This window comes from Nocardia sp. CA-129566 (genome assembly GCF_050956075.1).
Lineage (GTDB): Bacteria > Actinomycetota > Actinomycetes > Mycobacteriales > Mycobacteriaceae > Nocardia.
The window spans coordinates 3,017,629-3,029,017 of sequence record NZ_CP192085.1 but is presented as its reverse complement, the minus strand read 5'-3'; the positions used below and the strand labels follow the sequence as shown (position 1 = coordinate 3,029,017).

The 11,389-nt window shown below is 66.0% G+C and carries 8 protein-coding genes; 7 read left to right on the top strand and 1 reads right to left on the bottom strand.

The window, feature by feature from the left end; genetic code table 11:
* Positions 1 to 4: 4 nt before the first annotated feature.
* The 5 genes from ACQP0C_RS13210 to ACQP0C_RS13190 all read left to right on the top strand — a co-directional run bounded on the left by ACQP0C_RS13210 (position 5) and on the right by ACQP0C_RS13190 (position 8,630).
* On the top strand, positions 5 to 1,444 hold the full coding sequence (locus ACQP0C_RS13210; RefSeq protein WP_433733213.1) for an aspartate ammonia-lyase: 1,440 nt from the start codon (positions 5 to 7) through the stop codon (positions 1,442 to 1,444).
* 395 nt (positions 1,445 to 1,839) lie between these two features.
* Positions 1,840 to 3,510: a fatty acyl-AMP ligase gene (locus ACQP0C_RS13205; protein ID WP_433733212.1), complete on the top strand. Its 1,671-nt coding sequence runs from the start codon at positions 1,840 to 1,842 to the stop codon at positions 3,508 to 3,510.
* Positions 3,511 to 3,524: 14 nt separating this feature from the next.
* Positions 3,525 to 3,794, top strand: a complete 270-nt coding sequence (locus tag ACQP0C_RS13200) for an acyl carrier protein (protein WP_433733211.1) — start codon at positions 3,525 to 3,527, stop codon at positions 3,792 to 3,794.
* Positions 3,791 to 8,002 (top strand): type I polyketide synthase, encoded by a 4,212-nt coding sequence (locus tag ACQP0C_RS13195; protein WP_433733210.1) that lies wholly within the window; start codon positions 3,791 to 3,793, stop codon positions 8,000 to 8,002. Before ACQP0C_RS13200 ends, ACQP0C_RS13195 begins: the two co-directional genes overlap by 4 nt.
* Before the next feature lie 142 nt (positions 8,003 to 8,144).
* A complete protein-coding gene (locus ACQP0C_RS13190; protein ID WP_433733209.1) occupies positions 8,145 to 8,630 on the top strand; it encodes a YbhB/YbcL family Raf kinase inhibitor-like protein in 486 nt (161 codons plus the stop codon).
* A 66-nt stretch (positions 8,631 to 8,696) separates the two neighbouring features.
* On the opposite strand, the gene ACQP0C_RS13185 is transcribed toward ACQP0C_RS13190, so the two are convergent.
* Positions 8,697 to 9,473, bottom strand: a complete 777-nt coding sequence (locus ACQP0C_RS13185; RefSeq protein ID WP_433733208.1) for an NAD(P)H-dependent oxidoreductase — start codon at positions 9,471 to 9,473, stop codon at positions 8,697 to 8,699.
* Between the two features lie 139 nt (positions 9,474 to 9,612).
* Between ACQP0C_RS13185 and ACQP0C_RS13180 the strand changes: the two genes are divergently transcribed.
* Positions 9,613 to 10,482, top strand: coding sequence for a helix-turn-helix transcriptional regulator (locus tag ACQP0C_RS13180; RefSeq protein ID WP_433733207.1), 870 nt, complete (start codon positions 9,613 to 9,615; stop codon positions 10,480 to 10,482).
* A 57-nt stretch (positions 10,483 to 10,539) separates the two neighbouring features.
* A complete protein-coding gene (locus ACQP0C_RS13175; RefSeq protein WP_433733206.1) occupies positions 10,540 to 11,388 on the top strand; it encodes a tryptophan 2,3-dioxygenase in 849 nt (282 codons plus the stop codon).
* Position 11,389 lies beyond the last annotated feature (1 nt).

Sequence of the window (11,389 nt, the reverse complement as noted above, 5' to 3'; positions counted from 1 at the left end):
GTTGATGATCGAAGGCACCCGCACCGAACGCGATTCCCTCGGCACCCGCGCGGTACCGCGCGATGCCTACTGGGGCGTCCACACCGCCCGCGCGCTGGACAATTTCGCCATCACGGGCGATCGCATCGGCAACTATCCGGCCCTGATCACCGCGCTCGCCGCGGTCAAACAGGCCGCCTGCCGCGCCAATCGGGACCTCGGCCTGCTCGATACGCGCCGCGCCGACGCGATCGACGCCGCCTGCGACGAGATCCGCGGCGGCGCGCTGCACGACCAATTCCCCATCGATCCCGTCCAGGGCGGGGCCGGGACTTCGACGAATATGAATGCCAACGAGGTCATCGCCAACCGCGCGCTGGAACTGCTCGGCCACGACCGCGGCGCCTACACCGAACTCGACCCGCTCGACCACGTGAACCTCGGCCAATCCACCAATGACGTCTATCCGACCGCGGTGAAACTCGCCGTCGTGCACCACATCCACGACCTGGTGGCGGCATTGGGCCGGTTGGCAACCGAATTCGACCGCAAGGCAATCGAATTCGCCGAGGTGATCAAGATGGGACGCACCCAACTGCAGGACGCGGTACCCATGACGCTCGGGCAGGAGTTCGGCACCTTCGCCATCATGGTGCGCGAGGACTGCGCCCGCCTCGGCGAGGGCACCGCGCTGTTACGCGAGTGCAACCTCGGCGGCACCGCGATCGGCACCGGGATCAACGGTCACCCCGACTATCCGGCGCTGGCCTGCACCCATCTCAGTGAGCTCACCGGCATTGCGGTGATATCGGCCGCCGACCTCATCGAGGCCACCCAGGATTGCGGCGCCTTCGTGCAGGTCTCCGGGATCGTCAAACGCGTCGCCGTCAAGCTGTCCAAGATCTGCAATGACCTGCGGCTCATGTCCTCGGGGCCGACGACCGGCCTCGGTGAGATAAGCCTGCCCCCGGTTCAGGCCGGTTCCTCGATCATGCCCGGCAAGGTCAACCCGGTCATCCCGGAGGTCGTCAACCAGGTCGCGTTCGCGGCCATCGGCAACGATATGACCGTCACCATGGCCGCCGAGGCGGGACAGCTCCAGCTCAACGCCTTCGAGCCGATCATCGCCTACAGCATGCTGCGCACCACCGCACATCTGACCGCCGCTGTCGATGCCCTCGCGACCAGATGTATCGCGGGCATAACCCCGCACCGCGAACATCTGGAACAGGGTGTCCGGCGCTCGATCGGCATTGTCACCGCCCTCACCCCACATATCGGATACGCCGAGAGCGCCCGCATCGCCAAGCAGGCTTTGCACACCGGCCGCCCCGTCGAGGAGATCGCCACCGAACTCGGCCTGCTGTCGGCCGATACCGTGAAGGCACTGCTGGCACCGCACCGCCTCGCCGGACTTGCGCGTCCGGTGACCGAACATGGTGCGGCACATGAATTGTCGCGATAGGCCGGATGCGCGCTGGCCGAAGTCGCGTAGCGGGTCTTCCGAACACCCTTGCAATCCGGAACGGCCAGGCGCTTGATCACCGGGCCGACCAGCGCGCACCCTGCTCACGCTGCTGACGGGCAGGTGACCGGCCACAGGACAATTGCCTCGCCCTGCGGTGGCCGGGTCGGAAGACCCGATCGAGGAGTTCGGCACCAGCTGCTCCGGGGAGGACTGCACTGCACGCCCCCGCCCTATGACGACTGCGTGGCTGGGCGTGCGGGTACACCCAGGGTGCGGACAGCACACCCTCGGGTTTGCTGGGCGGATACCTGAGGTCCCTATTTTCGGCGGGGTGTAGCGGCGACAGTCATTGGTACACCCGATGACGTCCATCCCCCGGAGGAATACACGCTATGCAGCCGAGTTACGTTCACCACGTCCGGCGGCAAGTTTGTGAATACGGGGACACGAGGTCCTACACCTACCTGCGCGAGGACAGGCGCGAGCTGGTGGAGGAGATCGTCAGCTATCGCGACCTCGATCGCGACGCCAGGGCCGTGGCCGCTTGGTTGGCGACCCGACCGGAATCGGCACGGCCGGTCCTGCTGCTCTATCACGACGGCATGGCCTTCCTGCGCTCATTCCTCGGTTGCCTGTACGCCGGTGTGGTGGCCGTGCCCGCGCCGGTGCCGCACGATGAGCGCAGCACGCGACGGGTGGTCGGCATGATCGCCGATTCCGGTGCCGACCTGGTGCTCACGACCGCCAATGTGCGCGCGTTGGTCGCGGCGGCCACCACCGCGACCGTCGTCGCCACCGACGACGATCCGCTCGGTGATCCCGACGCCTGGCAGATGCCCGATATCGATGCGGGGACGATCGCGTTCCTGCAGTACACATCGGGTTCGACCGGCGCACCGAAGGGCGTCGTCGTAACGCACGGCAACCTCATGCACAATGAGGCCGCCATTGCCGCGATCGGGCTGGACGATTCGATGACCGCCGTCAGCTGGATCCCCCAGTTCCACGATATGGGGCTGATCGGCACATTGCTCGCTGCGATCTACAACGGCGGGAATCTCGTATTCATGTCGCCGACGACCTTCCTGAAACGTCCGATCCGCTGGCTGCAGGCCATCGACAAATACCGCGCAACCGTCACCGCCGCACCGAATTTCGCATATGACCTGCTCGTGCGGCGGGTCAGCGATGAGCAGTTGGCCGAACTCGATCTCAGCGCCTGGAGGATCGCGCTGTGCGGGGCGGAGCCGGTTCGTGAGCGGACCATGACGGCGACCGTCGAGCGGTTCGCGCCAGCCGGTCTGCGGCCCACGATATTCCGGCCCGCCTATGGTCTTGCCGAGGCGACGCTGCTGGCCAGCGTCGGATCGGTCGAGGCGGCGCCGGTCTATCTGGATTGCGGAGGCAGCGCACGGCTGGTCAGCTGTGGCTCGCCCGCACCCGGTCTCGACATCCGCATCGTTGACCCCGATACCCGAGAGCAGTTGCCGGACAGCATGATCGGTGAAATCTGGATCCGCGGCGAGAGCGTCGCGGCCGGTTACTGGAACCGCCCGGCCGAGACCCGGGATACCTTCGACGCCCATATCGGCATCGAAGGACCATTCCTGCGCACCGGCGATCTCGGTCTGTTGCACGGTAACGAGTTGTTCGTCACCGGTCGCCGCAAGGATCTGTTGATCATCAACGGCCGCAATATCTATCCCCAGGATATCGAGGAACTGGTGAGTGAGCTGCATCCGGCGCTCACCGGTAGCCCCGGCGTCGCGGTCGCCGTCGACGCGGGCGGACGGGAACGACTTCTCGTGGTGCAGGGTGTACCGCCCGCACTGCGGGGTCCCGCGATATTGGCCGAGCTGACCTCGTCGATCAAGGTTGCCGTCGCCCGCGGCTTCGATGTGCCCGCACCGAATGTCGTTCTGGTGGAACGCCGCACGGTGCATCACACCACCAGCGGCAAGGTGCAGCGCTCCTCGATGCGCGACGCATTTCTCCACAACGATCTCCGGGGTGTCCTACACGAGGACCTCGAACCCACGCTGAGCCGAGCACCGACCGTCTGAACCAGGAGTCGAACTTGTTCACCACCGACACCATCGCCCGACCGACCGTCATCGAGGGCTGGCTCGTGACGCGCGTCGCCGACTACACCGACCGTGCACCACACCATGTGGATCCGACGGTCCCGGTCGCCGAGCTCGGCCTCGACTCGGTATCGGCGGTGAGCCTGTGTGGCGAGATCGAGGACCGCTGGCAGGTCGATATCGATCCGACGGTGGTTTTCGACTACCCCACCATCGCCGATATCGCCGAGTATCTGGCCGCCGAACTCACCGAAGCCGCATGACCGACATCGCCATCGTCGGCCTGGATTGCCGATTCCCGCAGGCACCCGATCCGACCGCGCTGTGGCAGTTGCTGCTCGACGGACGTGACGCGATTTCGGAGGTGCCCGCCAACCGCTGGCAGGCCGACGACTTCCACGACCCCGCCGGTGCGCCCGGCACCATCAATACCCGCAGCGGCGGATTCCTCGATGACGCGGACGCGTTCGACCACGAATTCTTCGGTATCGCACCGCGCGAGGCCGAGGCAATGGATCCGCAACAGCGCCTCCTGCTGCAGACCACCTGGCGCGCCTTCGAAGACGCCACACTCGATCCACGGGCCCAGGCCGGTTCGCGCACCGGCGTTTTCGTGGGCGTGATGGCAAACGAATGGGCGAATCTGCAGATGAGCGACTACGCCGCCATCACGCCGCAGTTCGGTTCGGGCAATGGGTACTTCATGACCGCGAACCGGCTGTCCTACCAGCTCGATCTGCGCGGCCCGAGTATGGCGGTCGATACCGCCTGTTCGTCATCGCTGGTCGCGGTCCATCTCGCCTGTGCCGCACTGGCTTCCGGCGAATGCGATCAAGCCGTTGCCGGTGGGGTGAACCTCGTACTCACCCCGGCCGTCGGTGTGTTCTATACCCAGGCGGGCCTGTCCTCGCCGGATGCCCGGTGTAAACCGTTCAGCGGCAATGCCGATGGGATCGTGCGCGGTGAGGGTGTCGCCGTACTCATTCTGCGCCGGCTGGCCGATGCGGTGGCCGCGGGGCTGCCGATCTACGCGGTGATCAAGGGCAGTGCGGTCAACTCCGATGGCCGCAGCAATGGCATCACCGCACCGAACCGGTGGGCACAGCAGCAGGTGATCACCGAGGCGTATCAGCGGGCCGGGGTCCGGCCCGAGGACGTGGATTTCATCGAGGCACACGGCACCGGAACGATTCTCGGCGACATGATCGAGGTCAAGGCGCTCGGTGCACTGCATGGGACCAATCGCACCGAACCCTGTGGCATCGGTTCCATCAAGGGCAATCTCGGCCATACCGAGGGCGCTGCCGGCGTGGCCGGGCTCATCAAGGTCGCACTCGGACTGCACCACGGTGTCGTCACACCGACGAAATTCGCTGAACAGGAAAACCCGAAGCTACGCATGCAGCGACACGGCCTACGCCTGATCGCGGAGCCGATGCCGCTGCGCGGTCCGGCGCTCGGCGGGGTCAGCAGTTTCGGGATCGGCGGCACGAATGCGCATATCGTGCTGGCGAGCGCACCCGCGACCGGCACTGCGGCCGCCGCCGGCGCGGGCGTACTCACGCTTTCGTCGAATGACCAGCAAGGATTGCGCCGCAACGCACTTCGACTCGCCGACGCACTGGCGACGGCACCGGAGGATCGGTTCGCACAGCTGTGCTGGACCAGCAACCAGATCAAATCCAGCGGGCGCACCCGACTCGCGATCGTCGCAGCCGATCGTGCCGAGGCCATCGCGGAGCTGCTGGGCGAGCCGGAAGTCGGTGTGGCACAGGCGATGAGCACCGGTTGGATGTTCACCGGCCAGGGCTCGCAATTCGCCGGCATGGCACGGGCATTGGACGCGGCCAACCCATCGTTCGCGCGAGCTCTGTGGGCAGTCGACGATTACATGATCGAACACCTGGGTCGATCGGTGCGCGATCTACTGCTCGATGAGAGCATCGACATCGACTCCACCGAAGTCGCGCAACCCGCCATCTTCGCCATGGAATACGCACTGGCCCGCGCACTCGCCGAGGCAGGCGTCCGGCCCGCATGGCTGATCGGCCACAGCATCGGCGAATTCGCGGCCGCCGCGGTCGCGGGCGTTTTCGACCTCGACGACGCGTGTCGTCTGGTGGTCGCGCGCGGTCGGCTGATGCGGCAGTTGCCGACGGGCGGCGCGATGCTCGCGGTCCGAACGGGTGCGGCCCAGGTCGCTGATTTGCTCGCCGAGGAACCTTTGCTCACGGTCGCCGCCGTCAACGGTCCGGCGGACATCGTGGTCTCCGGTCCGGCCGCGGCGATCGAATGGATTCGGGCGGCTCTTGCTGAGCGCGCGGTGATCACCAAGGCGCTCAACGTTTCCCACGCATTCCACAGCACACTGATGGAACCGATGCTGGCCGAATTCGAGGCCGTCGCCCGCGCCTGTGTCTACCGGGCGCCGAATATTCCCATCTACTCGACCGTGCGCGGCCGCTTGCTCGATGCGTCCGAACCGATGGACGCCGCGTACTGGACCGAACACGTCTGTGCCACTGTCCGATTCGCCGACGCCATCACGGCCGCACTCGGCACCGAACCCAGCCATCTCATCGAGATCGGCCCGCGCCGGGTGCTGGCGGCCCTGGTCGGGCGGATGCGTCCCGATATCGCGGCGAGGTGCCTGGTGCCGAGCCCAGGGCCGGATGCGACCGGCACCGAACTCACCCGAACCCTCGCCGCGCTGTACCGCGACGGTTTCGCCCTCGATTGGGATCAGTTCTACACACCGGCCCAGCGAGTCCGTCGCCGCCTGCCGTCGTACGAGTTCTCGACCGAACACCGCTTCTGGGTCGAACCGTGCACCCGCACAACCACTTCCAGCACCCCCGAGGCAACCACCATGGACCAGTTGATCGCACTCTTCCGCGAGCAGGCCGCCGTATTGGCAAGTGTCGCAACGACGCCTGCCGAGTTCCGGACGGTGGCCGCCCAACCGGTCGTGAGTGCCCAACCGGCTGTGAGCGCGGATAGGGTCGCCGATCTCGTACACGCGGAAGTGGCCCGGGTGAGCGGGCTCCCGGCGGCCCTGCTGCGCGACGACCGAACCATCACCGACGGCCTCGGACTCGATTCCCTCATGCTCACCGATCTGTTCGGCGGGCTGGTCCGCAAACTGCCGGGACTGACCGTCGATCCGGCCTGGTTCACCGCGACGACGACGTTGGGTGACCTCATCGCCTATGTCGCGGGTCAGGTCATCACCGACCCGCGCGCTCCCGAACCCGGACGGGCGGCGGTCGCGCCGGAATACCGCATCGGCGACTTCGCCGAGGTGCGGGCGATCGCGGACCGGCTCGCGGGCGCCGAAGAGCTCGGTCTGTCCAACCCGTACTTCCTGATCAACGATGGCGTCACCAGGGACACCTCGGTCATCGACGGTGCGCGGGTGCTCAACTTCTCCAGCTACAACTACCTGGGCATGTCCGGTCATCCGGCGGTCGTCGCGGCCGTCCAGGACGCCGTCGCCCGGTACGGCAGTTCGGTCTCGGCCAGCCGCGTGCTCTCCGGTGAAAAGCCGGTGCACCGCGAACTGGAAGCCGAACTCGCCGCACTGCTCGGCACCGAGGACGCGGTCGCACTCGTCGGCGGGCACTCCACGAATGTCACCATCATCGGCCACCTCGTCGGGCCGCAGGATCTGGTGATCCACGACAGTCTGGCCCACGACAGCATCCTGCAGGGCTGCAAACTGTCCGGCGCGACCCGCCGTCCGTTCCCACACAACGACCACCGGACACTCGATCGGCTGCTCACCGAAATCCGGCACCAGTACCGCCGGGTGCTGATCCTCATCGAAGGCATCTACAGCCAGGACGGCGATATTCCGGACCTGCCCGCCATCATCGAGATCAAGCGCAGGCACCAGGCGCTGCTGATGATCGACGAGGCACACAGCATCGGCGTACTCGGCGCGCACGGCGGCGGGATCGGCGAGCACTTCGGCGTCGATCGCGGCGATGTCGAGTTGTGGTCGGGCACGATGTCGAAGGCGCTGGCCGGCTGCGGTGGCTATGTGGCGGGCAGCGCCGAACTGATCCGCTTCCTGAAATACACCACGCCGGGATTCGTCTACAGCGTCGGCATGACGCCCATGAATGCGGCCGCGTCCTTGGCGGCCATCCGTCAACTGCGGGCCGACCGCGAACCGCTCGATCGACTGGAGCGCAATGCGCGGCTGTTCCTGCGCCTGGCTCGCGACGCCGGAATCAATACCGGTGACAGCCAGGACACCCCCATCATCCCGTGCATCGTCGGCGACTCGCTGAAGACGCTGAAACTGTCCACTGCGCTGTTGAAGCGCGGTATCAACGTCAATCCGATCCTGTATCCCGCCGTCCCGGACAACCTCGCGCGCCTGCGGTTCTTCGTCACCGCATGCCACACCGAGGATCAGATTCGCGACACGGTCAAGACCCTCGCCGAGGAGCTGGCACTGATCTGACCTGTTCGACGATGGATCGCACAGCGCGGCGGTTTAGCGGGTCGCTCAGTGGTAACTCGCACAATGCCCCTGCTCGGCGCGCGCGGCCGCCGCGCTGCGATCTTGCGCGGGCAACGCAAGCACAATCGACGGGAGGAAGACGATGGCGAATCCTGGTAGCCACGTGCAACGGACCCCGGTGCGGGCCGAGCTGCGCAGTACCGCGTTCAGCGACCACACGACGATTCCCGAGCGCTACTCATACGATGGCGGAAATGTCTCCCCGCCGCTGGAGTGGCACGGCATCCCCGACGACGCCGTGGAGTTGGTCCTGCTGTGCGAGGACCAGGACGCACCGGGTGGCCCGTTCACACACTGGGTCCTGACCGGCATCGCACCGACGACCATCGGTGTCCGTGCGGAAGCGTCACCACTGCCTGCCGTCGCGGGTCGCAATGACTTCGGCGAAATCGGCTGGAGCGGTCCGCGCCCGCCCAAGGGCGACGACCCACACCGGTACTTCTTCCGCCTCTACGCGCTCGACCAATCGCTCGGGTTCACCGAGGAAACCAGCGCCGACGTGATCCGATCGGATATCACCGAACACGTCATCGCCAGCGGCACCCTCGTCGGGCTGTTCGCCCGCTGACTCGCCCACGAGCCCCGACCGGTCGGCATGCGAAATGACGCAAGCGCAGTACCATGCGTACGCGGATCAAGCACGCACGTGTAGCCCGAAACCCGTGCGGCCCTTGGCTTCCAGCCCCTCGCGCAGGCGCAGGTCGGGCAGTTCGTAATCGCCGCCGTTCTGGGTGCGGAAGGCGATCGGATCGGTCTGCTCGATCGATAGCAACCGCTGCTCCCATGTCTTGGCGACATCGGTGAAGTCCGCTGGTGATAGCCGATCCGCGCCGTATGTCACGAACGGCGGCAGCACGTCCATACCGGGGTAGTAGAGGATGCCGTGCTGGATCGGGAAGAGCAGATCGTCGATGGGGCCGTTGATTCCGCGGTCGGTGTAATACGGTTCGCGGCCGCCGATCGTCACCGACAGCATGGCCCGCTTGCCCGCGAGGGTGCCCTCGCCGTAGCGGTCGCCGTAGCGGGTGTCGCTGTGTTCGCCGACGCCATAGGCGAAGTGGTAGGTGAAGACCCGGTCGACCCAGCCCTTGAGGATCGCGGGCATCGAGTACCACCACAGCGGGAATTGCAGGATCACTGTATCCGCCCAGCGCAGTTTTTCCTGCTCGGCCGCGATATCGGCGGTGAGCGTCCCGGTGTCGTAGGCGTGACCGGAGTCTTGCGCGACCCGCAGCGGGCTGCTGGTCGCGCCGAAGTCGTCGGCGTCGACCGACGGCTTCCATCGCATCGCGTACAGGTCACTGACCTGTACCTCGTGCCCGGCTTCGCGCAGGGTGGTGACCGCGATGTCCTTCAGTGCGCCATTGAGCGACCGCGATTCGGGGTGGGCGTGGACGATGAGTGTCCGCATTGCTGCTCCTTCGGATCGGATGTGTTCGATCCTGGGAGCCGGCGGGCCCGCCGTTCAGAGACGCTTCATCCATCGGACGGGACTTCCTGGTATCGGCAGGACCACCCTCGGGCCGCGAACCCGTGGCAATACTGGAGGGATGGACGATCTCTCCGACTTCCTGCGCACGCGGCGATCGCGGGTGGATCCGGGGTCGGTTGGCATTGCCACCGATTCGCGCCGTCGAGTAGCGGGATTGCGCCGTGAGGAGGTCGCGCACCTGTCCGGGGTGAGCGTCGACTATTACGTGCGCTTGGAGCAGGGGCGGGCCCGGCAGCCGTCGGCGCAGGTGCTCGATGCGCTGGCCCGGGTTCTCGGCCTCGACGAGGTGGAGCGCGAGCACCTGCACCGGCTGGCACGCCGCCCGCAGCGCCCGGCGAAGTCGGCACCGAATGTCCGCGTCCGTCCCGAGTTGCTGCGGGTGCTGGACCTCATCCCCGACGCGCCCGCGTTCATCGTCGATCACCGCCTCGACGTGGTGGCGGGCAACCAGCTCGCGGAACTGCTGTACGGGCACTGTCCGATGAAGGGTCTGAATATCGCCCGGCACATCTTCCTGGACGACCCCGACGACGAGGGCCGCTCGCTCTATGCCGAATGGGATGTCTGCACCCGCGATACGGTCGGCCATCTGCGCTTGGCCGCGGGCAAGTATCCGGACGACCCGAAACTGTCGGCCCTGATCGGTGAACTGGCCGTGCACAGCGACCGCTTCCGCAAACTGTGGGCCCGTGCCGATGTCCGCTCCCGGACCCACGGTCGCAAGGCCTTCGCCCATCCCCTGGTCGGCACCCTGGACCTACACCAGGAAAACTTCGCCCTCCCCGAGGAAACCGGCACCGAACTCGTTGTCCTGTCCGCCGAACCCGGTACCGAATCCCACGACAACTTGCGGCTGCTGGCCAGCCTCGGCGCTACGGATGCCCGGACTCTCGATCGGTCATCGGATCGCGATATAACACAATCCTAGTGGCCGTCATGATGATGTAATACGGTGATCGGGGACCGCAGGAGAACGGGGCCGCTGATGACCATTCACCGTGACGGACTCGAACACGACATCGTCACTGATTTCAGTTCGCGCATGAGCTACAGCGCCTACCTGGACCTCGAAACGTTGCTCGGTGCGCAGCATCCGGTCAGCCGACCGGAGCACCATGATGAATTGCTGTTCATTGTTCAGCATCAGACCACTGAGCTGTGGCTGAAGCTGGTGCTGCATGAAATACGGGCCGCGCGAGCAGCTTTCGATGCCGACGAGATCGGGGTCGCGCTGAAATGTGTTGCGCGGGTCGAACACATCCAGAAAACGCTGACCGAGCAGTGGTCCGTGCTGGCGACGCTGACACCCACCGAATACGCGCAGTTCCGCGGCTTCCTGGGGAACTCATCGGGCTTCCAGTCCCATCAGTACCGCGCCATCGAGTTCATCCTCGGCAATAAGAACGCGGCGGTGCTCCGGGTCTTCGAATCCGATGCGGCGGCACATGATCAGCTGGCCACGCTCTTGCGCGAACCGACCCTCTACGATGCCTTCTGGCATCACCTCGCCCGCACCGGGCTCGATGTGCCCCGCTCGATGTTGGCACGCGATGTCACCGAGGCCCACACCCTGGACCCCGAACTCCTCGCCTTGGTGCAGTCCATTTACCAAGCGCCGGAACAACATTGGTCCGTGTACGAGGCATTCGAGGAACTGGTCGACCTCGAGGAGAACTTCCAGCTGTGGCGGTTCCGGCATCTGCGCACCGTGCTGCGCGTCATCGGAAGGAAAGGCGGGACGGGCGGATCCAGCGGCGCCGGATTCCTGCAACGCGCACTCGACCACACCTACTTCCCCGAACTTTTCGCCGTCCGCACCTGGACCGGACACTGAC